At 65.1% G+C, this 26447-nt stretch carries 22 protein-coding genes and 2 tRNA genes; 15 read left to right on the plus strand and 9 right to left on the minus strand.

Going from position 1 to position 26447, the window contains the following annotated elements:
* Positions 1-13: 13 nt before the first annotated feature.
* Entirely contained in the window at positions 14-1066 is a 1053-nt protein-coding gene (locus NOF53_RS05950) for a serine/threonine protein kinase (protein ID WP_255966365.1), read from the plus strand.
* 480 nt (positions 1067-1546) lie between these two features.
* On the opposite strand, the gene NOF53_RS05955 is transcribed toward NOF53_RS05950, so the two are convergent.
* Positions 1547-1939 (minus strand): hypothetical protein, encoded by a 393-nt coding sequence (locus NOF53_RS05955; RefSeq protein ID WP_255966367.1) that lies wholly within the window; start codon positions 1937-1939, stop codon positions 1547-1549.
* A 790-nt stretch (positions 1940-2729) separates the two neighbouring features.
* On the opposite strand from NOF53_RS05955, the gene ettA reads away from it, so the two are divergent.
* The 5 genes from ettA to NOF53_RS05980 all read left to right on the plus strand — a co-directional run bounded on the left by ettA (position 2730) and on the right by NOF53_RS05980 (position 10943).
* Positions 2730-4409: an energy-dependent translational throttle protein EttA gene (gene ettA / locus NOF53_RS05960; RefSeq protein WP_255966369.1), complete on the plus strand. Its 1680-nt coding sequence runs from the start codon at positions 2730-2732 to the stop codon at positions 4407-4409.
* A gap of 1 nt (position 4410) precedes the next feature.
* Entirely contained in the window at positions 4411-4836 is a 426-nt protein-coding gene (locus NOF53_RS05965; RefSeq protein WP_255966370.1) for an acyl-CoA thioesterase, read from the plus strand.
* A gap of 107 nt (positions 4837-4943) precedes the next feature.
* On the plus strand, positions 4944-9842 hold the full coding sequence (locus tag NOF53_RS05970; protein WP_255966372.1) for an NAD-glutamate dehydrogenase: 4899 nt from the start codon (positions 4944-4946) through the stop codon (positions 9840-9842).
* A complete protein-coding gene (locus tag NOF53_RS05975; protein WP_255966373.1) occupies positions 9839-10264 on the plus strand; it encodes an acyl-CoA thioesterase in 426 nt (141 codons plus the stop codon). Before NOF53_RS05970 ends, NOF53_RS05975 begins: the two co-directional genes overlap by 4 nt.
* Complete coding sequence (locus tag NOF53_RS05980; protein WP_255966375.1) at positions 10257-10943, plus strand: DUF8010 domain-containing protein; 687 nt, start codon at positions 10257-10259, stop codon at positions 10941-10943. The genes NOF53_RS05975 and NOF53_RS05980 overlap by 8 nt, the downstream gene beginning before the upstream one ends.
* Here the strand turns inward: NOF53_RS05980 and NOF53_RS05985 are convergent.
* The 3 genes from NOF53_RS05985 to NOF53_RS05995 all read right to left on the minus strand — a co-directional run bounded on the left by NOF53_RS05985 (position 10933) and on the right by NOF53_RS05995 (position 13520).
* Positions 10933-11298: an EamA family transporter gene (locus NOF53_RS05985; RefSeq protein ID WP_255966376.1), complete on the minus strand. Its 366-nt coding sequence runs from the start codon at positions 11296-11298 to the stop codon at positions 10933-10935. The genes NOF53_RS05980 and NOF53_RS05985 overlap by 11 nt on opposite strands.
* A 158-nt stretch (positions 11299-11456) precedes the next feature.
* Positions 11457-13058, minus strand: a complete 1602-nt coding sequence (locus NOF53_RS05990; RefSeq protein WP_255966378.1) for a glycoside hydrolase family 13 protein — start codon at positions 13056-13058, stop codon at positions 11457-11459.
* A 66-nt stretch (positions 13059-13124) separates the two neighbouring features.
* Entirely contained in the window at positions 13125-13520 is a 396-nt protein-coding gene (locus NOF53_RS05995) for a globin (protein ID WP_305086522.1), read from the minus strand.
* 276 nt (positions 13521-13796) lie between these two features.
* On the opposite strand from NOF53_RS05995, the gene NOF53_RS06000 reads away from it, so the two are divergent.
* The 4 genes from NOF53_RS06000 (at position 13797) to dinB (ending at position 16518) form a co-directional block, all read left to right on the plus strand.
* The gene (locus NOF53_RS06000; RefSeq protein WP_374212573.1) at positions 13797-14378 is read left to right on the plus strand and encodes an HNH endonuclease; all 582 of its coding nucleotides are present in this window, start codon (positions 13797-13799) and stop codon (positions 14376-14378) included.
* A 76-nt stretch (positions 14379-14454) separates the two neighbouring features.
* Positions 14455-14715: an aa3-type cytochrome oxidase subunit CtaJ gene (ctaJ, locus tag NOF53_RS06005; RefSeq protein WP_255966381.1), complete on the plus strand. Its 261-nt coding sequence runs from the start codon at positions 14455-14457 to the stop codon at positions 14713-14715.
* Positions 14702-15181, plus strand: coding sequence for a DUF5130 domain-containing protein (locus NOF53_RS06010; protein WP_255966383.1), 480 nt, complete (start codon positions 14702-14704; stop codon positions 15179-15181). Before ctaJ ends, NOF53_RS06010 begins: the two co-directional genes overlap by 14 nt.
* 110 nt (positions 15182-15291) lie before the next feature.
* Entirely contained in the window at positions 15292-16518 is a 1227-nt protein-coding gene (gene dinB, locus NOF53_RS06015) for a DNA polymerase IV (protein ID WP_255966385.1), read from the plus strand.
* Between the two features lie 76 nt (positions 16519-16594).
* Here the strand turns inward: dinB and pepN are convergent, their stop codons facing one another.
* Positions 16595-19174 (minus strand): aminopeptidase N, encoded by a 2580-nt coding sequence (gene pepN, locus NOF53_RS06020; protein ID WP_255966387.1) that lies wholly within the window; start codon positions 19172-19174, stop codon positions 16595-16597.
* A 72-nt stretch (positions 19175-19246) separates the two neighbouring features.
* Positions 19247-20485, minus strand: coding sequence for an NAD(P)/FAD-dependent oxidoreductase (locus NOF53_RS06025; RefSeq protein ID WP_255966389.1), 1239 nt, complete (start codon positions 20483-20485; stop codon positions 19247-19249).
* Between the two features lie 127 nt (positions 20486-20612).
* On the opposite strand from NOF53_RS06025, the gene NOF53_RS06030 reads away from it, so the two are divergent.
* Positions 20613-21263, plus strand: coding sequence for a mycothiol-dependent nitroreductase Rv2466c family protein (locus tag NOF53_RS06030; protein WP_255966391.1), 651 nt, complete (start codon positions 20613-20615; stop codon positions 21261-21263).
* Between the two features lie 7 nt (positions 21264-21270).
* Here NOF53_RS06030 and NOF53_RS06035 read toward each other — a convergent pair whose 3' ends face one another.
* Entirely contained in the window at positions 21271-22164 is an 894-nt protein-coding gene (locus NOF53_RS06035) for a M48 family metallopeptidase (RefSeq protein ID WP_509908951.1), read from the minus strand.
* 152 nt (positions 22165-22316) lie between these two features.
* On the opposite strand from NOF53_RS06035, the gene NOF53_RS06040 reads away from it, so the two are divergent.
* Together NOF53_RS06040 and NOF53_RS06045 are read left to right on the plus strand one after the other, a co-directional pair.
* Entirely contained in the window at positions 22317-22790 is a 474-nt protein-coding gene (locus NOF53_RS06040; RefSeq protein WP_255966394.1) for a ribose-5-phosphate isomerase, read from the plus strand.
* A 13-nt stretch (positions 22791-22803) separates the two neighbouring features.
* The gene (locus NOF53_RS06045; protein WP_255966396.1) at positions 22804-23601 is read left to right on the plus strand and encodes an Fpg/Nei family DNA glycosylase; all 798 of its coding nucleotides are present in this window, start codon (positions 22804-22806) and stop codon (positions 23599-23601) included.
* Positions 23602-23631: 30 nt separating this feature from the next.
* Here the strand turns inward: NOF53_RS06045 and NOF53_RS06050 are convergent, their stop codons facing one another.
* Both NOF53_RS06050 and NOF53_RS06055 read right to left on the minus strand, forming a co-directional pair.
* Complete coding sequence (locus tag NOF53_RS06050; protein WP_255966397.1) at positions 23632-24417, minus strand: DUF1542 domain-containing protein; 786 nt, start codon at positions 24415-24417, stop codon at positions 23632-23634.
* A gap of 211 nt (positions 24418-24628) precedes the next feature.
* A tRNA-Gly gene (locus NOF53_RS06055) sits at positions 24629-24702 on the minus strand.
* A 139-nt stretch (positions 24703-24841) separates the two neighbouring features.
* Between NOF53_RS06055 and NOF53_RS06060 the strand changes: the two genes are divergently transcribed.
* Together NOF53_RS06060 and tig are read left to right on the plus strand one after the other, a co-directional pair.
* Positions 24842-24918: transfer RNA gene (locus tag NOF53_RS06060), tRNA-Pro, on the plus strand.
* A 61-nt stretch (positions 24919-24979) separates the two neighbouring features.
* Positions 24980-26356: a trigger factor gene (tig, locus tag NOF53_RS06065; RefSeq protein WP_255966399.1), complete on the plus strand. Its 1377-nt coding sequence runs from the start codon at positions 24980-24982 to the stop codon at positions 26354-26356.
* Positions 26357-26447: the final 91 nt, after the last annotated feature.

Raw genomic sequence — 26447 nt, forward strand, 5'->3', positions numbered from 1 at the left:
GTAACCTACGGGTATGGCCCCGCCCACGTACCCAGCCGGCACCACGATTAATGACCGATATGTCTTCCAGCGCAAGCTGGGTAGCGACGGTGAAGTCTACGAGGCGTTCGACCGCAACCTAGACAAGTTGGTAGCGGTCAAACTCCTTGACCCGTTGAAGGGGTCACCGCACACGTGGCACGAAGCTCAACGTCTCGAGCAGTTGAGTAGTCGGTGTCTCATTCCGGTACTCAACGCTGACGTTGTCATTAACAGCGATATCCGGTTCATCGTGACTCCGCTCGTAGATGGCGGTGATCTTGAGTCGAGGGCGGCGGGGACTGGTCTGAGTCTCCAAGAGGCTGTCCGATGTGCGAGGCACATAGCGGCGGGTATCGATCGAATCCATGCAGAGGGGATGGTGCACCGAGATATCAAGCCTGCCAACGCGTTGGTATCCGGGGATGACGACGTGATGGTCTCCGACCTGGAGATGTGCGAGTTCCTCGACAGCGACGGGCGGGCGGAAAGGAATGGCAGTTTCTGCACGGTTGCGCCAGAGACAGCGCCGGATGATGGTTACTGCTCTGTAAGTTCCGACATCTACTCGTTGGGTGCGACAGCGTTCTACCTTCTTAGTGGTAAATACCCCATCGACCACGGACTCCACCCGGCCGAGCAGCGGCAGCGAATCGTTAAAGGGGACATTAGGGACCTTCGAACCCTGGCACCTCACGTCCCCCGATCGGTCGCAATAGTAGTTGGCAAAGCGCTAAAAGGTGCGCCGGACATGCGGCATGGGTCTGCGGAAGAATTTGGAAACGCATTGGCGAACGCCATCAACGGGAAGCGTGATTGGAAGGCGATGGACCATCCCGGTCACCTGTTTTGTGCGGAGGGTGAGCGATTTAAGGGGCGGGCCGCGGTCCGCATATGTGCCGAACCGAGGGCTGACGGCGGTGTCAACGTCGTCGCGCGGCTACATCCATCTGGTCGGAGGCCGTCTGGTGTTTCGGACTCGGTGATCCAGGCGTCTCAGGTGCCGAAAAAGCTTCGAGACTTGGTGAGTGAGTTGAACGCGGACTAAGGCATCTGCTCGCGGGTCACCCAGCGTTCGCCCGGTGCGAACTCTTGGCCAGCGCAAGGTGGGACGAGCAAGGTGCTCCCACAGCGGGGGCAGAAGAATGAACGGTGGCCGCCGTAGGTAGTCGCTTCACATGAGCAGACAACCCAGCCGACCAAGCACTGACCACCGATCAGTCGGTGTCCGTTCGGGCAGAATTCGGGGGCTGGTTCAACCTTCGGTGGCACACTCTAAGGCTACCGTTAATCGAACGCATGTTCGACATCTCCTACTCGTCTGAGGTAGCGTCCGTTGTGCGGGTATCGGGGTCGTCGGAGGGAAGCTGCCGGCCACGGTCCCTGCGTTCTCTGCGGTCGTGAAGCAGTTCGAGTGTCCACAGCATGAAGTGCTCACGTTCGTCATGGTTCAATCGTGTTCGACGCATACAGGTCGGCCCCGGTTCCCTTGAGTGGGATTCCGGGGCCGCCCTTTTGCGTTCAGGGACTAGCCATCATTCCGAGTAGACCGGAGGGCGGCAGCGGCAGCGATCAGGTGTGCAGCAAAACCTTCGGCCTCATGGGCGTCGGGAACGTCCTTGATGTGCGCGTACATCTCAGCGGCATCGAGCATCACAGTTCCGTCGAGGTAGGCGTATTCCAAAGCCTCGACAGCAACCTCGTCCGCGCCGAACTCTTCGTCCGCCTTCCAACGGTAGGCGGTGTGCAGGCGTGAGGCGCACTCGCTGGCCCCAGGTACTCCGGCCACATCAAGAGGGTCGGTGTGGCCGGCTGGCTTGATGCACCAGGTGGGGCAGGGGGTTGCGGCAAGGATCTTCACCCCCGCGTCGTACCCGGTGCTGTCAATTTCTCCGAAGCCGTCAACGTAGGTAGTGCTCATGGTGGGAGTTCTCGGGTTTCTGTGTAGGGGGCAAAGGATGACGCCCCGGTCTGTTTACGGGATGGTTGCACGTTTCGTTACGTGGCGGGTGTAGTCCAGGGAAGGAACGGACTAAAGGCAGAAGGCTTGGAACCTCCCAAGCCCTACCTCCCAATTTCCGCTGACCGTTGTTCCGCTCCACGACCTCTAGCCACTCGCGCTTGAGAGCGTGAGCGGCTGTCGGTTGATCCTCTGGCGGATGATCAGTCAGCTAGGGGACTCCCCGAACCTGGTTCCGGGGATTGTCAGCACTGTCAACAGGAGGCCGCTGGTTAGCGTCGGGCTGGCCCTGAGAACGACGCGGAGCGTCTACAGGGGGTTAGTGGTGCAGCTTGCGGCAGCCAGTGCAGTACACGGGCACGGGCGGGGAAGGTGGGCTGACTGTGGTGAGGTGCACGCCGCAGAGCGCGCAGTAAATGTCTACGAGGGTGTTCATGCTGCCCACCCGAGGTGGATGCAGGCTTTGAGGACTCCAAGACTGCCTGCGTACACGCTGAGGACGAGGGCCGTCGCGGCTAAGAACTCACGCACACGGGCCGGTTTGTCAGGGGATGCAGATACACTGCGGCTACGGTTCAAGGCGGGTCACTTCCGTCGGGTTCCGAGGCCCTAGTTGAGAGGTGCAACTCTCACTGGGGCCGATTTGCTGTGTCCGATAGCATCGATAAAAAGAAGCCCAGATGACACGCGGGGGATCTGCGAGAGAATCCCCAGGTCATACGCGATAAACCCCAGCTAGGAGACTTACGGCGTGGCCGAGTTCATTTACACGATGAAGAAGGTGCGCAAAGCGCACGGTGACAAGGTCATCCTCGATGACGTCACGATGAGCTTTTACCCCGGCGCCAAGATCGGTGTGGTCGGCCCGAACGGCGCGGGTAAGTCCAGCATCCTCAAGATCATGGCGGGGCTGGATCAGCCGGGCAACGGTGAGGCTTTCCTGGCTCCCGGGGCATCCGTCGGGATCCTGATGCAGGAGCCCAAGCTCGACGAATCCAAGACTGTTCGCGAGAACGTCGAGGAGGGCTTGGGCGAGACCATGGTCCAGCTCAAGCGCTACAACGAGATCGCCGAGCTGATGGCCACCGACTACTCCGACGAGCTGATGGAGGAGATGGGAAACCTCCAGGAGAAGCTCGACCACGCCGACGCCTGGGAAATCGACTCCCAGCTCGAGCAGGCGATGGATGCACTGCGCTGTCCGCCGCCGGAAGAGATGGTCACTCACCTCTCCGGTGGTGAGAAGCGCCGCGTCGCCCTTTGCAAACTGCTACTCAGCAAGCCCGACCTGCTGCTGCTCGACGAGCCCACCAACCACCTCGACGCGGAGAGCGTCCTGTGGCTGGAGCAGCATTTGGCGGCCTACCCCGGTGCCATCCTGGCCGTCACCCACGACCGGTACTTCCTCGACCACGTGGCACAGTGGATCTGTGAGGTCGACCGCGGCCGTCTGTACCCCTACGAGGGCAACTACTCCACCTACCTGGAGCAGAAGGCTGCCCGCCTCGAGGTCCAGGGCAAGAAGGACCAGAAGCTGCAAAAGCGCCTCAAGGAGGAGCTGGCCTGGGTCCGCTCCGGAGCGAAGGCCCGTCAGGCCAAGAACAAGGCCCGCCTCGACCGGTACGAAGAGATGGCGAACGAGGCGGAGAAGGCCCGCAAGCTCGACTTCGACGAAATCCAGATCCCGGCGCCGCCCCGCCTCGGTGACGTGGTGGTCGAGGTCTCGAACCTCGACAAGGGTTTCGACGGCCGCGTACTGATCAAAGATCTGTCGTTCACACTCCCGCGCAACGGAATCGTCGGTGTCATCGGGCCTAACGGTGTCGGTAAGACCACACTGTTCAAGACCATCGTCGGTCTCGAGGAACCGGATGCCGGCGAGGTGAAGATCGGTCAGACCGTCAAGCTCAGCTACGTCGACCAGAACCGCACCGGGATCGACCCCGACAAGACGGTGTGGGAGGTCGTGTCGGACGGTCTCGATCACATAGTCGTCGGTCAGACCGAAATGCCGTCCCGCGCGTACATCAGCTCCTTCGGGTTCAAGGGCCATGACCAGCAGAAGCCGGCCGGTGTGCTCTCCGGTGGTGAGCGGAACCGGTTGAACCTGGCCATGACCCTCAAGCAGGGCGGCAACCTGATCCTCCTCGACGAGCCGACCAACGACCTCGACGTCGAAACGCTCGGCTCGCTGGAGAACGCGCTCGAGCAGTTCCCCGGCTGCGCCGTCGTGATCTCCCACGATCGGTGGTTCCTCGACCGGACCTGCACGCACATCCTTGCGTGGGAAGGCGGTTTCGGCGACAACGAGGCTGCCTGGTACTGGTACGAGGGCAACTTCGAAGGCTACGAGGAGAACAAGGTCGAACGTCTCGGACCGGACGCAGCGCGTCCGCACCGTGTCACCCACCGCAAGCTCACCCGGGACTGATGTGGGAGAGCCGAAGGTCTTCACCTACGAGGTGCAGGTGCGCTGGGGCGACTCCGACAGACTCGGACACGTCAACAACACCCGATTCGTCGAGTACATGCAGGAAGCACGGATCCATTTCCTGACGACGGAATTGGCTGCCGCCGGTGCGCGTCCCGGCGCGATGGTGGTGCGCAAGATGGACGTCGAGTTCCTACGAATCATCACCGACCACTCCGGTCCGCTGAAAGTCGACGTGTCAGTGCAGCACCTGGGCACGTCGTCGTACACGATTCGGCATGTCGTCACCGACCGGTCCGGGGCAGTCTGTGGAACGGGGGACGCCCTGCTGGTGGCCTTCGACGTGAAGACCGAGCGCTCACGCCCCCTGTCCGACGCGGAACGGGCAGGGCTCGAGCGGTACCTCGCACCGATCACCACTGGCTGACCAGCGGGGCGCGCGGCGGCCTGAAGTTCACTCTCCGTTCCGACCGCCGCGGGCTAGTCTCGAGGAGTACTGCCCGCGGCGATCGGACGAAGAGGATGTGACCACCGATGACGGAATCGGCAGCACTGAGGGATGCGGAGTGGGCTCGGAACCTGCCCGAGGCGCTGAGATCTCAGGTGCCGGCCCTCGCCGCCACGTACTTCCGGCATGTCGATCGCGGCGACAGCGAAAGCGCGGTCAACGGCGCCTCCGATGCCGTCCTCGCCGCCCATCTCACACTTGCACTGCAACGCCCGCCGGAGCGAGCGGTGACCCGGGTCTATCGCCCGGGAGACGGCCGCCACCTCGGTGCCTCCCTGCAGATCGTCACCGACGACATGCCGCTGCTCGTCGAATCGATCACCGGGCTGCTCAACCGACTCGGCATCGGCATCAGCGAATTCGTCCACCCGATCATCTCGGTACACCGCGATCCCATCGGTTCCCTCCGCGGAATCCTGCTCGGAGACAAGAGTACTGACGCCACCGAGCACCGCCTCACTGAGTCGTGGATTCACGTTCAGCTCGATCCACGTGCAGAATCCACCGTTCTGGACAAGCTCGAGACGGAAGTCGGGAACGTCCTGTCTGATGTCCGGCAGGTGGTCCGGGACACCGACGCCATGCGGTCTCTCCAGCGGGACCTCGCCGACGAACTCGAGGCATCGGCGCCGAGGCCGGGCGCGACGAAGGAAGAACTCGAAGACTGCGCCGACCTCCTTCGGTGGATGTCGCAGGGTAACTACGCGGCCCTGGGGTATCGCCGATTCAAGCTAGGAGAGCCCGACTCGCCCGGAGAACAGAAACTGCAGGTCGCCGCGGGGAGTGGGCTCGGCTTGTTGCGGTCCGACGCCGTTTCGGACGGACCGTTCGGCCTTCCCCCCGCGGCGCAGATACCGGACCGCCCGCTGCTGGTGCTGACCCAGGGCTCGTTCCCGGCCACCGTGCACCGTTCTGTGTACCCGTTCTATGTCGGGGTCAGCATCCTCGACCGAGACGGCACCATCGTGGGCGAGCATCGGTTCCTCGGCGTCTTCACCGTCACCGCGCTACATGAGAACGTCCTCGACATTCCCGTGATCGCACGCCGCGTGCGTGCAGTCATCGATCGTGCGGGCTTCCAGCTGAACTCGTACTCAGGGCAGGCCATGCTCGAGGTCATCCAGTCGTTCCCGCGGGCAGAATTGTTCTCCAGCGACGCCGACACATTGTTCGACACCGTGACGGCCGTGCACAGCATCGGTTTGCGCCGGCAGCTCCGTCTGTTCGTGCGGGAAGACTTCCTCGGCCGGTTCGTCTCGTGCCTGGTCTACCTTCCCCGGGACCGGTACACGACGCGGGTGCGGATCGCGATGCAGAACATTCTCCTTCGCGAATTAGGGGGCGGCACACTCGAGTACACCGCCCGGGTCACCGAACTCGACCTTGCACTGTTGCACGTCACCGTCCGCCGAACTGCCGAGGAGATGGGCACGCGGCTCGCTCTTTCGGATTCCGATCGTGATCGCATCCAGACGATGCTGTCCGAGGCGAGTCGCAGTTGGGGCGATCATCTCGGTGACCTCGTCGCGGTCACACCAGGCGTGGATTCGGTTCTGGTGCAACGCTATGCGAACGCACTGCCGGAGGGGTACAAGGAAGACTTCGACGCCGCGCGTGCTCTCGATGATCTGGTGCGACTGGAAGCGTTGGACGAGGGGGCGATCAACCTCCATCTCTACCGTGACCCCGATGCCGTGGTGGGGCACTGGCGTCTCACCCTGTACGTCGGGGGCGAGGGAATCTCGCTCAGCAAGGTGCTTCCCGTTCTGCAGAGTCTTGGAGTCGAGGTGCTCGACGAACGGCCGTATGCGGTTCCCCGGCCGGACGGGTTCAGTTGCTGGATATATGATTTCGGGCTGTCGGTCCCGGCCGAGTTGCTGCGTGACTCGGTGGAGGACGACCTGGATGCCGAGTTGGCCGACGAAGGAGAGAGTTCGTCGCCGAAACTTCAGAGACGCTTCACCGAAGCATTCACCGCTGTGTGGTTCGGACGTGCCGAAGCGGACCGTTTCAACGAACTGGTCCTGCGGGCCGGGTTGGCTTGGCGACAGGCGGCAATCCTGCGCGCGTACGCGAAATACCTGAGACAAGCAGGGTTTCCCTACAGCCAGTTCCACATCGAGGGTGTGACCCTGGCCAATCCGCGTTCGGCGTGCACGTTGGTCGAACTGTTCGAGGCCATGTTCGATCCTGACACTCCGTCCGTCGAGCGGGTGTCCGAACTCGAGGCCCGGCTCGAGCAGTTCATCGATCGGGTAGTCAGCCTCGACGCGGATCGCATCTTGCGTGGCCTCTTCGGCCTGATCCAAGCCACCTTGCGTACCAACTACTTCGTCACGGACGAGGCAGGGAACCGGCGCGAGTACCTGTCCATCAAACTCGATCCGTCGAGAATCCTGGAACTGCCGAAACCTCGCCCCCGGTTCGAGATTTTCGTGTACTCCCCGGACGTCGAGGGTGTGCACCTCCGGTTCGGGCCGGTGGCCCGCGGTGGCCTTCGCTGGTCGGACCGGCGTGAGGATTTCCGCACCGAGATCCTGGGTTTGGCGAAGGCGCAGGCCGTGAAGAATGCCGTCATCGTGCCCGTCGGTGCGAAAGGCGGATTCGTCGTCAAGAATTCGCCGATTCCCACGGGCGATGCTGCAGTCGACCGGATGGCAGCGCTCGAGGCAGGTCAGGACAGGTACCGCACTTTCATCTCAGGACTGTTGGACCTCACCGACAATGTCGACCAGACATCGGGCAAAGTGGTACCGCCCCACCGGGTGGTACGCCGGGACGGTGACGACCGGTATCTGGTCGTCGCCGCGGACAAGGGCACTGCCAAATTCTCGGACCTCGCCAATTCCGTTGCCCAGGATTACCGCTTCTGGTTGGGTGACGCTTTCGCGTCCGGTGGGTCAGCGGGATACGACCACAAGGAAATGGGCATCACGGCGCGCGGCGCGTGGGAGAGCGTCAAGCGGCACTTCCGGGAAGTGGGGCTGGACACTCAGCGTGAGGACTTCACCGTCGTCGGTGTCGGTGACATGAGCGGTGACGTGTTCGGAAACGGAATGCTGCTGAGCCGGCACATTCGGCTGATCGCGGCATTCGACCATCGCCACGTTTTTCTCGACCCCGATCCCGATGCGGCGCAGTCCTTTGCGGAGCGTTCCCGGCTGTTCGCTCTTCCTCGTTCGTCGTGGGCAGAGTATGACACGAGCCTGATCAGTGAAGGCGGGGGAGTGTGGGACCGGACACGTAAATCGGTTCCGCTCAGCGCTGCGGCGCGCGCGGCCCTCGGGCTGGACGACACGATCACCGAACTGTCTCCACCGGAACTTGTACGTGCCATCCTGCGCGCACCGGTCGACCTGTTGTGGAACGGCGGCATCGGCACGTACATCAAGGCGTCGGCCGAGACCAATGCGATGGTCGGCGACAAGAGCAACGACGCCGTCCGGATCGACGGCAACGAGGTGCGTGCCCGGGTCGTGGGGGAGGGCGGCAACCTCGGGGTCACGGCTCTGGGCCGAATCGAGTACAGCCAGAACGGTGGACGAATCAACACCGACGCCATCGACAACTCGGCAGGCGTCGACTGCTCCGACCACGAAGTGAACATCAAGATCCTTCTCGACTCACTGGTGGGCAGTGGAGCGTTGCCGTCCGAGGAGCGCAATCCTCTCCTGGCCTCGATGACCGACGAGGTCGCCGACCTCGTCCTTGCCGACAACATCACGCAGAACAATCTGCTTGGTGTCTCCCGAACAAGTGCGGTACCGATGCTTACCGTTCACCGGCGGCAGATCGCCGACTTGGTGAAGCGGCGCGGGCTCGATCGGAAGCTCGAGGTACTCCCCACGGAGGCCGAGATCACCCGCCGCCGTCAGGCTGGTCAAGGTCTGACGTCACCGGAACTCGCCACCCTTGTCGCGCACGTGAAGCTGGCGCTGAAAGATGATCTTCTCGCCACCGATCTGCCCGACAGCGAGACGTTCGCGCCGCGCCTTCCGCGGTACTTCCCGAGGATTCTGCGGGAGCGCTTCCGCGCCGCGATCAAAGCGCACCCCCTGCGCCGGCAGATCGTGGCGACCATGCTCGCGAACGAAACCATCGACAACGGCGGCATCACCTTCGCGTACCGGCTGGCCGACGAGGCCGGGGCGAGCAGCACCGACGCCATTCGAGCCTACGCCGCAGTGACCGAGATCTTCGCTCTCCCCGATGTGTGGACGCGGATTCGATCCGAGCACCTTCCGGCGGCGCTCGAGGACGACCTGATCCTCGAATCGGGGCGGGTACTCGATCGTGCGTCGCGGTGGTTCCTCACCAACCGGCCGCAGCCGTTGGCCGTGGGAGCGGAGATCGCGCGTTACTCGACCGATGTCCGGAAGATGTCACCCAAGGTCCCCCACCTGCTGAAGGGCCATCAGCTCGAGGACCTCGAAACCAGGGCGCGGCCCCTGATTCTCCGCGGTGCTCCCGAGGACATTGCCTTCGACGTATTCCGTCTGCTCGATCTGTACTGCCTCCTCGACATCAGCGACGTGTCCGACATTGCCGAGCGGGACATCGACGAGGTCGCCGAGTTGTACTACGAACTCGACGCTCACCTCGGAATCGACTGGCTGCTCAGCGCCGTCTCCAACCTGGCTCGCGGTGACCGGTGGCATTCGCTTGCCCGGTTGGCGTTGCGGGACGACCTCTACAGCTCGTTGCGGCAGCTCACGATGGAAGTGCTCCTCGGCGGTGAGCCAGACGAGACTCCCCGCGAAAAGATCGACGACTGGGAATCCACCAACGCCTCCCGACTGGGTCGGGCGAGGTCCGCTCTCACCGAAATTTTCGAGTCTGGGACCCTTGACCTCGCGACGCTCTCGGTGGCGGCGCGTCAGGTACGCAGCATGGTGCGAGGTGTGGGCACCCGATCGGAGGTATGACGTTGAGCGAGGGTTTTCACGCGGAGGTCGAAGTTCGGTGGTCGGACATGGATGTCTTCCAGCACATCAACCACGCTCGGATGGTCACGTTGCTGGAGGAAGCGCGGATTCCCTGGCTTTTCGAGGACAACCGGCCGACGGTCACGCTGCGTGACGGCGCCGTCGTCGCCGACCTCCACGTCCGTTATCGCGGGCAGCTGCGGCACAGCGATTCTCCGCTCGACGTCCTGATGTGGGTGCAGAAGGTGCGGGCGGTCGACTTCACGATCGCGTATGAAGTGCGTCCCAAGGGTGTCGACGTGTCGGTGCCTGCCTCGATCGTGGCGTCGACGCAGATTGCGGCCTTCGACATCGACACGCAGCGGTTGCGCAGGCTCACCGCACTCGAGCGCGGATATCTGGAGAGCTGGCAGCGTGTATGAGCGGGTCCTGTCCATCCCGGATCCCACGGAGCGAGGTGACCTCGCCGCCTTCGTCACCCGCGTCGTCCGGCTCGACGAATCCGCCGTGGTTCGCCTGCGGCAGCGGGGGGCCGATCGGCTAACGGTTTGGGCGGCAACAGGATTCGATGTTCTCGCGGTGCGCACGGTCAGTGGGTCGGTGTCTCCTGACGACACGTCCGCCGCAGGTGATCAGCTACTCGCCGCTCTCCAATCGGCGACCAGTGGTGACATCGACCCCGGATTCTCGATGGACTCTGCATGGCGTGGCGCCCTGCCGCCGGCAGAGGGTTTCGTGCACGTCGACGACGTCCCGGCGCGCGTACTGGTCGACCTCGCCCAACGCGGCGCGGCCCTGGCGCAGGAACACGGAAGCAGTCAGGGACCTCCCGCCTCGCTCCTCGATCAAGAGGTGCTGCGGGTGCACGGTGCCGGGCAGACGGTCGGTGTCGCGATGAGGGCGGTGTTTGCCCTCACCGCGCTCGGATTCATTCCGCACGCGGGCTCCGAGCGGTTGACGGCCGACATCGACCTCGAACGCATCGACGCCTCGGAGCTGGTCCGGGTCCGCGCCACCGCGTCGTGGCTTCGGGTGGATGCCCGGTTCGGGTCCGTCTACCGTCACCGCGGCGGGACGATCCCGCTGTCGGTCACGCGGTAAGCACCTCACGCGTTCGGAGCGTGCTCACGGCGAGAGACGTAACGACAGCGGCCGTCCCGATGCCTGCGACGACGGTCAGTTGCTCGCCGAGTATCGCGGTGCCGAGGAGCGCCGCGACGACGGGTTCGGTCAGGGTAAGAGTGGCAACCGTGGCAGGCGGCAGACGCCGCAAACCGGCCGCGAACAACAGATACGCCGGCACCGTCGGAACCACCACCAAATAGACGGTGGCGGTAGCTCCCGCCGCTGTGTTCAGACCGCCGCGCCAGCTGGCTACCAGAACGGGAAGCAGGAACAGGCCGCCGAGTCCGAACATCTGTCCCATGGCGGCTTCGGGACCGGCCCCGGCCTTCATGAGGGAGGAGCAGCGCGCCGGCTGCCACCACCCGGGCAGAGCCGACAGCGAGCGGGCCGAGATCGAACCCTAGAGAACGGGACGCCAGGGCCTGGGCCGTTCCTGTGGTCCGAACAAGATCGAGGCGGCGACTACGGCCGCGACGGCGGGTGTGTGCGTCAGATGAGCCACGCAGCAGCGTTCGGGGGGAGCTGACCGTCGACGAGGGGAGCGCTGCTGAGGAGCACTTCGCCCGGGGGCAACGAGATCGGCGCGTCGGTGGCGTTGAGCGCACAGATCAGGCCGCCGCCGCGGCGGAACGCGAAGCAACCGGGAGGACTTCCGTACCAGTCGACGCCCGGACCGGAAAATTCCGGACGGAACGCGCGCTGTTCGAGTGCAGCACGGTAAAGGGAGAGAGTCGAGGTGACATCCTCGAGCTGGGCCTCCACCGTGAGTGCGGACCACTCCGCAGGTATCGGAAGCCAGGTGGCCGTGCCGGTGGTGGTGAAGCCGAACGGCGGTTCGGTACCCTCCCAGGGGAGCGGGACGCGGCACCCGTCACGTCCTCGTTCGGTGCGTCCGGAACGCTCCCACACGGGGTCCTGCAGGGCCGAATCGGGAAGGTCCACGTTGGGCAGCCCGAGCTCCGCACCGTTGTAGATGAACGTGGCGCCGGGCAGCGCCAGCTCTACCAGCGCCATGGCGCGGGCGCGGGCGAGGCCGATCGCACCGCCGCCGTAGCGAGTGATCTCCCGTTCGACGTCGTGGTTGGACAGCGTCCAGGTGGGCGTTGCACCCACCTGGACGACCGCCGCCAGGGAATTCTCGATGGCCTCGCGTACGGATTCCGCCGAGAATTCGGCCTCGGCAAGGCGGAAGTTGAAGCCCAGATGCAGCTCGTCGGGGCGGATGTACTCACCGAAGCGCACGTTGTCGCGCACCCAGATCTCACCGACCGCCATGGCGCCGGGGTACTCGTTCAAGATCTTCCGGATCCCGCGGTGGATGTCGTGGACGGAGGGGTGGTTGAACCGCGGGTCGTCGTCGGAATTCTGTAGAAGTGCATTGGTGTCCCAGTCGTGGTCCGGCAAGCCCTCGGGTTTGGCCATTCCGTGGGCGACGTCGATCCGGAATCCGTCGATTCCCCGGTCGAGCCAGAACCGGAGTGTCTTCTCGAGGTCCTCGAATACCTCGGGGTTGTTCCAGTTCAGGTCGGGCTGTTCCGCGGCGAACAGATGCAAATACCACTGCCCGGGCCGACCATCGGGTTCGGTGATCCTCGTCCAAGCGGGACCGCCGAAGATGCTCGGCCAGTTGTTCGGCGGTTCGGAGCCATCCGGTCCCCGGCCGTCGCGGAAGATGTAGCGGTCACGTTCGGGGCTGTCCGGTGACGCCTGGAGGGCCGCCAGGAACCACTCGTGCTCGACGCTCGTGTGGTTGGGCACCAAATCCATCGTGACCTTGATCTGGCGAGCGTGCGCGGCCTCGATCAACTCGTTCATGGCGGCTACGTCCCCGAACAACGGATCGATGTCGCGGGGATCGGACACATCGTAACCGTGATCGGCCATGGGGGAGCGCATTACCGGGCTCAGCCATAGGGCATCGACACCCAGCAGTTCGAGATAACCCAGCTTCTCCTGTACACCTCGGAGGTCGCCGACACCGTCACCGTTCGCGTCGGCGAACGATCGAGGATAAATCTGATAGAAGACCGCTTCGGACCACCAGGGTGCCGGCTGCATGTCGTCGGCGGACGTTTCGGCGGGAGTACTCACAAACGCCCATCGTGCCAAAGGTTCGTGCGCGCCACGACTCGACCGGCGTAATCGACGCGGCGGAGCTCAGAATGCGGAGTTCACCATCGACGCCGCAGCCATCTCCATGTAGTCGGTCAGGGCACGGCGGTGCGCGTCGTCCAGGGTGTCGGAATCGATCGATGCGATGGCCGTGTGCATGCACCGCAGCCAGGCGTCGCGCTCGAGGGGACCGATCTTGAACGGGTTGTGGCGCATCCGTAGGCGCGGATGCCCCCGTTCGTCGGAGTAGGTGTGCGGTCCACCCCAGTACTGCTCGAGAAACATCCGCATCCGGCGCTCGGCCGGACCCAGATCTTCCTCGGGGTACAGGGGTCGCACGATGTCGTCCTTGGCGACTTCCTCATAGAACCGCGCGGTGAGCTTGCGGAACGTCTCCGCTCCGCCCACCGCCTCGTAGAAGGTCTGCTGCACGTCAGTCATGGCGTCTTCCATTGTGCACGTGCCTCCCGGCACCTCGCGTCGGCGGATACCCCGGCCCACCCGGGAGGGCGGTCCCACGGTGGTGTCACCGTCCGTTCATCCGCCGTCCCTGCAAGTTTGTCGAAAAATGGGCGTGCACGAGCAGGCATTTCATGATGCACTTGGTGGCAATCTCTCGGAGGTCGCATGAAGAATCGACACAGCGCCCGCGCGCACCGACAACTTGTGCCCACTGATGCCCGGAGTGCCGAGGTATCAGGGGCGTTTGCACTACAAGTGATTACCGAAGGCTCCGCGCAGCGCGCAGGGCCTTCTTTCCCGGTCGAGCACGCGGTACCCCTCTGGATCAAGCGCCGGGTGCTGCTGCTCAATGTCACCTACGAACCGCTCACCGCCCTCCCGGCCCGACGCGCAGTCGTCCTCATGACCTGCGGAAAAGCCGACACGGTCCACGAAGATCCACAGGCGCCGGTCGTGCACTCCGAGCAGTGGTCCGTGCAGGTACCGTCCGTGATCCGACTCCGGAACTATGTCCGCGTTCCTTATCGGGCCCGCATCCCGATGACCCGCGCAGCCCTCATGCACCGCGACCGGTTCCGCTGCGCGTACTGCGGGGCCAAGGCCGAGACCGTCGATCACGTCGTGCCGCGCAGCCGCGGCGGCGAGCATTCGTGGGAGAACTGCGTCGCCTGCTGCGCGCCCTGCAACCACCGCAAGGCGGACAAGCTCCTCAGCGAACTGGGATGGACGCTCCGGGCCGCCCTGGTACCGCCCTCTGGACCGCACTGGCGGCTGCTGGCGTCCACCAAGGATCTCCATCCCTCGTGGATGCCCTACCTGGGCGAAGGCGCGGCCTGACCTCCCGGCTGGCCACGGGAGAAGAACTTCGGCCCTGACGCTTCGCCTCGCTCGGTTCTCGGCTACCGTTTGCCGTGTGAGCATTCTCGAGACAGTGCTGATATTCGTAGGAATTCCGGCGTTGATCACCGCTTTCTTCGCGGCGATGTCATTCGTCGGTAAGAAGACGCCCGGTCCTGTGCCGCCTGCGTTCCACCTCGGTGAGGAATGGACGCACGCACCCGTGCTGTGGAGTGCCGTCGACGAGGTGACCACCCATGGTCATCTCGGCGGGCGCCATGCCGCTGTGGCCGGCTCGGCAGATCTGATTGGAGGCAGGGCAAGTGGCAAGTGGTGACCTGATTCCCGCGTCCCGGGTATCCGAAGAGGATCTGCCCGTGGGCAGCGTTGTGACGGCGAGTGGCCGGGTCTCGGGCGTGCACCGCGCGGGCGAGCCTTTCGAGGACGACCTGCCGTTCACGACGGACGAGCTCGTGCGCCTCGACGATGCTCTCACCGAGGGCACTCGGATGACGAAGGTGCGGTTCAACGCTTACATCGGTGATCTCGGCGTCGACACCGCTGTCGGAGCCGACGCGCTGTTCCCGAGTACGCCGGAGGCAGAGCGTTCCGTTCTGATCGCAGTCTCGCCGAACCAGCGAACGGTCGAGATCCGCAGCGGTGTCGCGGTAGCCGATCGTGTGACCGATCGTGTCTCTCAGCTCGGTGCTACCGCCGCTGTCGCGTCGTTCGGGGACGGCGACCTGATCGACGGGCTCGTCAGCGCCATCCGGGTGATGAGCGCGGCGATCTCCTCGCCGTAATCCAGCGCATCTCAGCTGCCGGGCCGTCGGTGTGTCAGCGGGTGTCGACGACGCGTCGGCACCTTCTCTGACGAGGACGCTCGACTTCTGTCGGTGGTCGATGCGAACATATGTTCGTGTCGTCGTCTTCGCGCCCCCGGATCTCGAGTGGTCCGGACGCGACCATCCTGCACGCTGACCTCGATGCGTTCTACGCATCGGTGGAACAGCGGGACGACCCCAGCCTGCGTGGTGTCCCGGTGATCGTGGGCGGCGGTGTCGTACTGGCGGCCAGCTACGAAGCGAAGGCCTACGGGGTCCGGACGGCCGGCAGCGGGTCCCAAGCGCTTCGTCTGTGCCCGCATGCCGTCGTGGTGCGTCCACGCATGTCGGCGTACGCGGCCGCGAGCAAGGCGGTATTCGAGGTGTTCGCGCAGACCACCCCGCTCGTGGAGGGCCTGTCGATCGACGAGGCTTTTCTCGACGTCGCCGGTTTGCGCAAGATTGCGGGAACTCCGGTCGAGATCGCCACACGACTGCGTCACGAGGTTCGCGAGCAGGTGGGCTTGCCGATCACTGTCGGCGTCGCCCGCACCAAGTTCCTCGCAAAGGTCGCGAGTGCAGTGGGAAAGCCCGACGGCCTGCTGCACGTGTCGCCCGATCGGGAACTCGAGTTCCTTCATCCATTGCCGGTCGAACGGCTGTGGGGCGTCGGTGCGGTCACATCCGGCAAGCTCCGCGACGCCGGGATCGCGACCGTCGGGCAGTTGGCCCACTATCCGGAAGAGGTGTTGGTCACCATCGTCGGCCCCGCCGCGGGTCATCACCTGCACGCGCTCGCGTGGGCCCGCGACCCGCGTCCGGTGGAGGTCGGGCGCAGGCGGAGATCGGTGGGCGCCCAGCACGCCCTCGGACGGCGGCCGAAGTCACGGGAGGACGTCGATGCCGCCCTCGTCACCTTGGTCGACCGGGTGACGAGTCGGCTCCGCCGCGGTCGGCGGGTAGGCAGGACGGTTGTGCTTCGCCTTCGTTTCGACGACTTCACCCGGGTGACACGCTCGCATACCCTCTCGCAGCCTACGGCGCAGACGCAGACCATCCTCGTCTCGGCCCGCGGCTTGCTCGACAAGGCGATGCCCACGATCGAGTCGAAGGGAATCACCCTCGTCGGTGTCGCGGTCGCGAACCTCGAGGACGATTGCCCCCAGCAGCTGGCACTGCCGTTCGACCCGTATTCCAGCAGTGCCCTCGACACCACGCTCGACAGCGTCCGCGACCGTTTCGGGTCGTCGGCCGTCACCCGCGCCGTGCTACTCGGCCGGGACCAGGGCGTTTCGGTGCCGATCCTCCCGGACTGACACTGGTCCCCAGCGGGGCGAACGGACCTTCCGACGCATCTGACGCGTCGAGAGATCCAGTCGCCCCGCGACAGGATCAGCTCGCGTCGAACTTGCGTGCCGCCAGGGAGCGGACGATGCCCGCGCGGCCTTCCACCACCAGCCGGCGCAGGGCGGGCGGGTGATCACCGGCCAGGAAGTCGTCGGCCGCGGTCACCGACTTCTCGCTGATCGACCAGGACGGGTACAGGCCGACCACGACGGTCTGTGCCACTTCGCTCGACCGCCGCTCCCACACCGCGGGAATATCCGCGAAGTAGCGGGCCACGTACGGCTCGAGCAGGTCCGACTGGCCCGGTCCGGAGAACCCGCCGATGATGGCTCGGGCGGTGATGTTCGGTAGGGAGTCGTCGCCGACCACCTTGGTCCATGCTTGCTCTTTGACGGCCGACTGGGGCCGGAGGGTGGCTGCCGCCGCAGCCTGGCGGGCGCCTGCCGCCGTGGGGTCGCGCTTGGCCTCGGCGTCGATGAACGGCGATTCGATGCCGTCGGCATCGATTTCACCGGCTCCGGCGAGTGCCCCCACGATCCGCCAGCGGAGATCCGTGTCGACTACGAGGCCGGGCAGTCCGACGGTGTCCGGTTCGGCGTCGAGCAATTCCTGCAGGACCTCGGTGTGCCAGGCCGAAAGGTGTGCACCGGTCAGCGCGTTGACGAACGCCAACTGGTGGTCCGATCCCGCCTCGGCCTCCCGGGCCAGCTCGAGAAGCCGGTTCGCGAAGTCGGGCCAACCGTGCTCCTTCGCCCACTCGGGGTCGGCGTAGCTTCCGAGTGCGGTATGAGCCTGCATCAGCAGCCGCTGCACCACACCGACCTCGGTCTCGGCGCTGATGCCGCGCTGCACCAGAGCGACGAAGTCCCGTGCCTTCAGCTCGGCCTGACGTGTCATCTCCCACGCTGCAGACCAGACGAGGGTGCGGGGGAGGGATTCGGCGATGTCTCCGATCCGCTCGATGACCGTGGCGAGGGAGTCCGGATCGAGCCGGACCGAGCAATAGGTGAGGTCGTCGTCGTTGACCAAGATCAGTTGCCCGCGCTCCACACCCACGAGTTCGGCGACCTCGGTGCGTTCTGTGGCCTCGAGGTCGAGTTCGGCTCGATGCGTACGCACCAGCTTGCCGTCTCGATCGCCGTAGACTCCTACGGCGATGCGGTGCACGCGACGCTCGCCGGCACCCGGTGTGGCACCTTCCTGGATCACACTGAAGCGACTGAACTTACCCTGGGCGTCCACCTCGAAGTCGGGGCGCACGATGTTGAGGCCCGTGGTCTTGAGCCACTGCGCACCCCAGTCGGACAGGTCACGGCCCGAGGACTTCTCGAGCGCGCCAAGCAGGTCGTCGAATGTCGCGTTGCCGAACGCGTGCTCGCGGAAGTAGTCCCGCAGCCCGGCGAGGAACGGCTCGAGTCCGACGTAGGCGACGAGCTGCTTGAGGACGGACGCGCCCTTGGCGTAGGTGATGCCGTCGAAATTTACCTCGACGGCGGCGAGATCGGGGATGTCTGCGGCGATGGGGTGAGTGGACGGCAATTGGTCCTGACGGTACGCCCACGACTTCTCGACATTGGCGAAAGTCGTCCACGCACTGGTGTACTCGGTGGCCTCGCTCTGGCACAGTACCGACGCGAAGGTGGCGAATGACTCGTTGAGCCAGAGGTCGTCCCACCAGCGCATGGTGACGAGGTCACCGAACCACATGTGCGCCATCTCGTGCAGTACGGTCTCGGCCCGACGCTCGTACGATGCTCGGGTCACCTTGGACCGGAACACGTAGTCCTCGAGGAAGGTGACGGCACCGGCGTTCTCCATTGCCCCCGCGTTGAACTCGGGCACGAAGAGCTGATCGTATTTGCCGAACGCGTAGGGCGTTCCGAAATTGCGGTGATAGAAGTCGAAGCCCTGCTTCGTTTCGGTGAACAGACGCTCGGCGTCCATGTGCTCGGCAAGCGAGGCGCGGCAGAAGATTCCGAGCGGAATGGCACCGTGCTCGTCGGAGTACGTGTCGGTCCACTCGGCGTACGGTCCGGCGATGAGCGCGACCAGGTAGGTGCTCATCTTCGGGGTGGTGCGGAAGCGGTGGCGTCCCGGCTCGGCCTCGACGGTCTCGACGGCGGCGGAGTTCGAGATCACCTTCCAATCGGTGGGGGCGGTGACGTGCACATCGAACGTCGCCTTCAAATCCGGCTGATCGAAGCAGGCGAACATACGCTTGGCGTCGGCCGTCTCGAACTGGGAGTACAGGTACACAGTCTGATCGGTGGGATCGACGAATCGGTGCACTCCCTCACCGGTGTGGGAGTAGACGCAGTCGGCCTCGATGACCAGTTCGTTGGTCTCGGTCAGATCGGTGAGTGCGATGCCGGTGGACTCGTCGTAGTCCGACACGTCGACGGGGGAGCCGTTCAAGGTGGCCGAATGCACACGGGCCGCGATAATGTCGATGAACGTGGATGATCCTGCGGTAGCCGCGAAGGTGACGGTGGTGCGTGAGCTGAACGTCTGCACACCGGGCTTCCCTGCTCCGTCGGTGAGGTCGAGTTCGATGAGGTAGTTGTCGACGGTCAGCAGCCGGGCGCGCTCGGCTGCCTGTTCGCGGGTCAGGTTCGGTGGGGCCACAAAGGTCTCCTCGTGATGGGCGGCGATGCTCGTACTCGATGCTGCCATCCCATCACGACTGGGCTCGCGTCGTTAACCGGAGACGTCGGCCAGGGGGACCGCCGGATCGGCCAAGCGGTCGGGGTCTACCGGGGACGACGAGGACACCAGTTGCTTGATCTGATCCGTGACGTCCCAGATGTTGACGTTCATCCCGGCGAGCACCCGGTTGCCGGAATCGAGCCAGAAAGCAACGAACTCGCGGGTGGCGTAGTCGCCGCGCACGATGACCCGGTCGTAGGAACCGTGCGGTGCGTATCCCACGTACTCCATACCGAGGTCGAACTGGTCGGTGAAGAAGTACGGAAGGTTGTCGTATTGCGCCGCGTGGCCGAGCATCGTGGCGGCGGCGACTGCGGGCTGGTTGAGTGCATTGGCCCAGTGCTCGACCCGGATACGAGTTCCGAGCCGCGGATGCAGTTGCGCGGCGATGTCGCCCACCGCGACGACGTCGGGGTCACTGCTCTGCAGTCCCGCGTCGACGAGCACGCCACCGCCGGCGACGTCGAGTCCGGCCTGCTCGGCGAGTTCGACGTTGGGGGCGGCGCCGACGGCCACCAGGACGGCGTCGGCGGGCAGCACGGTGCCGTCACCGAGTCGCACCCCGGTTGCCCGGCCGTTCTCGACCACGATTTCCTCGACCTTCGTGGCCAGATGCAGGTGGACGCCGTGCTCTCGGTGCAGTTCCGCGAAGACTGTGCCGATCTCGGGGCCGATCGAGTTGCCGAGCGGAACCTCCGCGGCCTCCACCAGCGTGACATCGGCGCCCCGTTCCCGCGCGGACGCGCCGACTTCGAGCCCGATCCAGCCGGCACCGATCACGACCAGTCGGCCCCGGTCGGCTACTGCTTCGATGAGAGCGTCAGATTCGTCAACAGTGCGGAGATAGTGGACACCGGCAGCATCCGAGCCCGAGATCGGTGGCCGGCGAGACCGCGATCCGGTGGCGAGTGCCAGCTTGTCGTAGGCGAGGGTCGAACCGTCCGGCAGAGTCACGGTGTGGCCGGCGAGATCCAGCGCGGTGGCAGCGGTGCCGAGTCGCAGATCCACATGGTGGTCGCGGTACCAGTCGCCGCGGTGCACGATGAAATCGCTGAGGACCTTCTTGCCCGCGAAGTGTTCCTTCGACAGTGGAGGCCGCTCGTAGGGGAGATGGTCCTCTTCGGACAGGAGGACGACCGCGCCGTCGAAGTCCCTGGCGCGCAGGGCCTCCGCGGTTTTCGCGCCTGCGAGACCACCGCCGACAACGACGAACGTACGAGTGGAAGACATGGGAAACTCCCTTCCAGCCGATGCCACTGGCTGATCACCTCGACCCTACTGCCGTGCGCGGGGCGGGCGGGAAGGATTCGCCGCACCTGCGTGTTGACTACCCGTAGACCTGGAATGGGCTGACGACATGATCGAGAAGGAGTATCACGTGAGTGCTGGTACGAACGCTGGAACCGCGAAGGACACTGCTGATTTCTGGTTCGACCCGCTGTGCCCGTGGTGTTGGATCACGTCCCGATGGATCCTCGAGGTCACACAGGTCCGTGACATCGAGGCCAACTTTCACGTGATGAGCCTGGCGGTCCTCAACGAGGGCCGGGAACTGCCCGAGCAGTATCAGGAATTGATGGACAAAGGGTGGGGACCGGTCCGGGTGCTGATCGCCGCTGCGCAGCAGCATGGCGACGACATCCTGCTGCCCCTGTACACGGCGATGGGCACGAAGATCCACAACGAAGGCAACAAGGATTTCGCTGACGTCGTGGTCAAGTCTCTCGCCGAGGTAGGGCTGCCGGCCGAGCTCGCGGACGCAGCCGAATCGGACCGGTACGACACCGCGTTGCGCGAGAGCCACGCTGCCGGAATGGACGCCGTGGGACCGGATGTCGGTACACCGACGATCCACGTCAACGGGGTCGCGTTCTTCGGCCCGGTGCTGTCACGCATTCCGCGCGGTGAGGACGCAGGCAAGGTGTGGGACGGCGCGGTCGCGTTGGCCGGCTACCCGCACTTCTTCGAGCTCAAGCGCACGCGCACCGAAGATCCCGAGTTCGACTGAACCACGCTCACATCCGGGCGGGTCCGGCCGGGTCGATCGCGTATTGCAGTTGCTGCGGATCGCGGTAGATCTGGCCGGGCTTGACGAAGAGATGACCGTGTCGGGTGCGGTTTCGCAGCGCCGCCGCGCGCCAGGTGAGAACCGGATGCCCCGACAGCAGGTTGACGAACCACGGGAAGAACCCGCGTTCGGTGGTGGCCCGATCGGCAAGCTCGTCGAAGCCGACGACGCTGACGAGGTACTTTCCCGCACCGAGGACACCCATCGCGCCGCGAGCCCCCTGCGGTCTGACGCAGAAGCCGTGATTGTCGGCCGTGTACTCCATGGACCGGAACAGTGCTGATCCGACGACGGGAATGTAGTTGGCCGCGAACTGCCCCAGCTGCCGCCAGTAGGAGGCGTGACCCGCAGCGATGTGCCCCACCTCGTGGCCGATGATGAAAGCGAGGGCATCGGGTTCGCGGGCCTCCCCGCCGATCTCGAAGAGGTCGCTGTACACCACGACGAAACGGCGGAATCCGTGCCCGGACGCGAATGCGTTGATCCGGCCGTTCCCGAGGACGACATACGCGTCGGGAGGTTCGGCCATACCGAACCGAGCCGCCGCTTCCGCCACCAAGCGGTACCCGTCCGGGAACTGGGTGGGTGTCATCTTGATGCCGTTCACCTGTTGCGAGCCGTACAACTGCCCACGGCCGATGGCGATGAGAATCGGGGCGACGAGCACAATCAGGACCCAGGTGGAGACGACACCGAGTACGAGCGACACGATCGCCGCGGCGTAGGCCACCACCGTCAGGGCGACGGCGCACACCAGGAGCGGGATCTCCCACGAATGCCTCGCGGGACGGTCGTTCGGCATCAGCCCCGGAGCGGGCAACGGGGGAGGCGTCCACCCCATTCCGGTGTTCCACTGCGGCTGCACGGGCGGCGGCCGGTGTCCCGGATGCACGTGTCCCCAATTCTGTCCGTTGTCGGGATACATGCTGATCACGATAGGCGTCCCGGGGTCGTGACACGATTCGCCGGCGTCGCCTGACAGAATCACCAGTCATGCGCGTATACCTGGGTGCCGACCATGCCGGATTCGAACGTAAGAACGAGATCATCGAACACCTCACCGCTACCGGTCACGAGGCCGTCGACTGCGGTGCTCACGTCTACGACGCCGTCGACGACTACCCCGCCTTCTGCATCGAGGCGGCTCGCCGGGTCGTCGAGGACGAGGGCAGTCTCGGCATCGTTCTGGGCGGCAGCGGCAACGGCGAGCAGATCGCAGCCAACAAGGTCCCCGGCGCCCGCTGCGCGCTGGCGTGGAGCGTGGAGACGGCGCAACTGGCGCGTCAGCACAACAACGCACAGTTGATCGGTATCGGCGGACGCATGCACTCGCTCGAGGAGACTCTGGCGATGGTCGACGCCTTCCTCACCACGGAGTGGTCGAACGAGGAGCGGCACCAGCGCCGGATCGACATCCTCGCCGAGTACGAGAAGACCGGCGTCGCCCCGGCACTGCCTGAGGCCTGACGAGAGAACACCGATGCCTGAGGGCCCCACGCTTCATCGGCTGGCGCGCCTGCACCAGCGCCGGTTCGGCCGTGCGCCGGTGCGGGTGTCCAGCCCGCAGGGCAGATTCGCGGAAGAGGCAGCGATCCTCGACGGGCGCGTGCTCGTGAAGGCGGAGGCGTGGGGCAAACATCTCTGGCACCACTACGAGGGCGGATTCGCCGTCCACGTCCACCTCGGGCTCTACGGCGCTTTCACCGAGGCCCCTGTTCCGATGGAGCCGCCGGTGGGCCAGGTGCGGATGCGGATGGTCGGTGCCGAATTCGGCACCGACCTCCGCGGTCCGACGGCATGTGAACTGCACGATGAACTCCAGGTCGCGGCGCTCGAAGCGCGCCTGGGACCGGATCCACTCCGCAAGGACGCCGATCCCGAGAAGGCGTGGAATCGGATCTCTTCGTCGAAGACGGCGATCGGAGCTCTGCTCATGGACCAAGCCGTAGTCGCAGGAATCGGTAACGTCTATCGGGCCGAGGTGCTGTTCCGGCATTCGATCCACCCTGAGCGGCCCGGTCGCCAGATGTCCCACGACGAGTGGGACGCAGTGTGGGCCGATCTCGTCGACCTCATGAAGCTGTCAGTGCGGCGCGGCCAGATCCATGTGGTCAGGCCCGAGGACGACCACGGCGAACCGCCCTATGCGAAGGGGCGTCCCCGAACCTACGTCTATCGCCGGGCCGGCGCGCCGTGCCGGATCTGCGGAACACCGGTCGCCCATTCGGTCATGAAGGGGCGCAACCTCTTCTGGTGTCCCACCTGCCAGCCGTCCTGACCTGAAAGCTGTCACGCGGAGACAGTCGGCTCAGATGTCGAACCCGAAGCCGCCGTCGCCGCCGAAGTCCATCAGCCCACCGCCGTCCCCGCCGGTGTCCCCGCCCATGTCCCCGCCGGTGTCCCCGCCGTCTCCACCGTCACCGCCTGTGTCTCCGGCATCGGCGGCGGCGTCGCCCCGACCGCTCTCCCAGTCCTGGGCGCCGTACGCCACACCCGACATTCCGGTGAACATCGCGGAGAACAAGAACATCGATCCGACGCCCCAGGCGCCTGCGATGAGCGCCGGTTTCCACCATGGCTCCGAGTACCAGCCCGCGGGGACGGGACGCCCCGCGACGCGACCGCCCGGGTAGAAGTTGGGCGTCTTCGACGAGGGATTCGGTGACGCGGCGACCTGCCGTCCCTCGAAGTCGACCTCCCGGTCCTCGGTGACCTGGCCGGCCACCTTCTGGCCCTCGAGCGTGGGAATCTCGGGACCGGGATCCATCCCCATCGCGATGCGCGCGGCACGGATGTAATACAGGCCTTCGAGGGCGGTCTGCTTGGCGAGACGCGCCTGCACCGGGGTGCTGGCCTGATCGATCTGCGATCCGGCCGCGTTGTAACGCTCGGACGCGTCGGCCAGCGCCTGCTTGGACGCGTCGTCCGAACCGACCAGGTTGTAGACCTGCCCGCCGAGACGCTCGATGGCCTGCCGGGCGTCCGCTTCGGCGTCCTCGAGCTGGTTCGCTGCCTGCCCCGCCCGGGTGCTCCGGCTTCGCACGACAAGGAATCCGACTGCCGCGACGATCACGAGGATGAGTAGCAGTTCCACGAGAGCCTCCAAGCGGCTGAGCGGCCGTCACCAGGACGAATCGGACAACCCCAGCGTACCGATGAAACCGGGGATTACGCGTTGGGTGAACGCCCCGGGACCTCGGAACGGGCGTCTTCGGCTTTGTGATGCATGTCATAAATCAGTGGTCGGCAGGCTGGTCTCCGGACCACGAAAAAAGGAGCGCTCCCGCTGGGGAAACGCTCCTGAGTGGAGGGGATGACGGGAATCGAACCCGCGTAATCAGTTTGGAAGACTGAGGCTCTACCATTGAGCTACATCCCCGTGCATACGACAACCTGGGATCGCCATGCATGTCGTCTGCGATGTCAGACTGTACCCAATCCCGCTTTGGATTTCATAATCGGGGGGCCGTAGGATTCTTCCTCGGGTCCTCGCGAGGTTGGCGAGAGCCTGCTAGGACCGGGGTGTAGCGCAGCTTGGTAGCGCATCCGCTTTGGGAGCGGAGGGTCGCAGGTTCAAATCCTGTCACCCCGACCAGAACCACAGGGCAGGCAACTGCCGCACAGTAACAAGCACGACCACACGAAGGAGCCAGTCCGTGAAGAGCACCGTCGAGCAGCTCAGCCCGACGCGAGTCCGTATCAACGTTGAGGTGCCCTTCGAGGAGCTCAAGCCTGATTTCGACAAGGCCTACAAGGCCCTCGCGCAACAGATCCGTCTCCCCGGCTTCCGTCCGGGTAAGGCACCGGCCAAGTTGCTCGAAGCTCGTGTCGGACGTGGAGCCGTCCTGGAGCAGGTCGTCAACGACGCACTCCCGTCCCGCTACTCCGAGGCTGTCACCACGGCTGCGGTGAAGGCGATCGGTCAGCCCGAGATCGAGATCACGAAGATCGAGGACGGCGAGCTCCTCGAGTTCACCGCCGAGGTCGACGTCCGTCCCGAGATCACGCTGCCCGACTACAGCGAGCTGAGCGTCACCGTCGATCCCATCGAGATCACCGACGAGGCCATCGAGGAGCAGCTGCTGTCGCTGCGTCAGCGCTTCGGCACCCTGACCGGCGTCGACCGTCCCGTTCAGGACGGCGACTTCATCTCCATCGACCTGTCGGCCTCCGTCGACGGTGAGGCCGTTCCCGAGGCCACCGCGAGCGGACTGTCGCACGAGGTCGGTTCGGGTCAGCTCATCGAGGGCCTCGACGACGCCGTCGTCGGCGTCAAGGCCGGCGAGTCCAAGGAGTTCACCTCGACGCTCGTCGCCGGTGACCATGCGGGCAAGGAAGCCGTCGTCACCGTCACCGTCGGCACCGTCAAGGAGCGCGAGCTGCCTGCCGAGGACGACGAATTCGCTCAGCTGGCAAGCGAGTTCGACACCCTCGACGAGCTGAAGGCCGACCTGCGTGAGCGCGTGGGACGCGTTCGCAAGGTCGAGCAGGCCGGTCAGATCCGCGACAAGGTCCTCGAGACGTTGCTGGAGACCGTCGAGGTGCCGCTGCCCGAGGCCGTAGTCAAGGCCGAGGTCGATGCCGCACTCCACGACGCCGTGCACGGCCTCGATCACGACGAGGACGCCCTGAACAAGGCTCTCGAGGAGCAGGGCAGCAGCCGCGAAGAGTTCGACAAGGATGCCACGGAGAGCGCCGAGCGCTCGGTGAAGACCCAGCTGCTGCTGGATGCCATCGCCGACGCGTCCGACGTCACAGTGGGCCAGGACGAACTCACCGAGCGGATCCTGTTCCAGGCCCAGCGCTACGGCATGGCTCCGGAGCAGTTCATCCAGCAGATCCAGCAGGCCGGTCAGCTCGGCGCCGTCTTCGCCGACGTGCGCCGCGGCAAAGCACTCGCCGGTGTCGTCGAGCAGGCCACCGTCACCGATACGACCGGTGCCATCGTGGACACCGCCGAACTGTTCGGCAACGGCGAGACCGAAACCGACGAGGCCGCCGCGGATTCCGCCGAGGGCGAAGACCAGAGCTAACGCTGGTCGCGGGGTGTTTCCCGCATGTTCGGCGGTAACGTGTTTTCCGCTTTGAGCGAAGTAGGGCGGCACCGGGACTCCGGTGCCGCCC

It is taken from the genome of Rhodococcus tibetensis (assembly GCF_024438035.1).
Classification (GTDB): Bacteria; Actinomycetota; Actinomycetes; order Mycobacteriales; family Mycobacteriaceae; genus Rhodococcus_F; species Rhodococcus_F tibetensis.